General features: G+C 68.8%; 1 pseudogene. It reads left to right on the forward strand.

The window, feature by feature from the left end:
• Positions 1-548 (forward strand): annotated as a pseudogene (locus AC1DWF_RS37790) (glutamine synthetase); the annotation flags it as partial.

The raw sequence follows: 548 nt of genomic DNA on the forward strand, positions 1-548 counted from the left end.
GTCAGAGGCAAGACCATCGTCGCCGCCGAGGCCGCGAAGGCGATGCGCGACGGTATCGCGCTGACGACGACGCTGCTGCTGAAGGACACCTCCCACCGCACGGCCTTCCCGGTCTTCACTGCCGGCGCGGGCCTGAACGACCTCGCCTTCCAGGGCGCGGCCGACTTCCTGATCATCCCCGATCCGGCCACCTTCAAGGTCCTGCCCTGGGCGCCGCACACGGGCTGGATCCTCTGCGAGGCGCATTTCGCCGATGGCCGTGTGGCGCCCTATTCCTCGCGAGGCGCGCTCAAGAAGCAGCTGGCCGCCGCCGAGGCGCTGGGCTTCGACTACATCACGGGCATCGAGGTGGAGTTCCACCTTTTTAAGCTGCTCGACCCCAAGCTGGCGCCCGAGGATTCCGGGCAGCCCGGCACGCCGCCGGACGTCGCGCTCCTCACCCAGGGCTACAACTACCTGACCGAGCTCCGCTACGACCAGCTCGACCCTGCACTGGAGATCCTGCGGCGCGAGATCCAGGCGCTCGGCCTGCCGCTGCGGTCCATGGA

The organism is Aminobacter sp. P4_D5 (assembly GCF_056401815.1).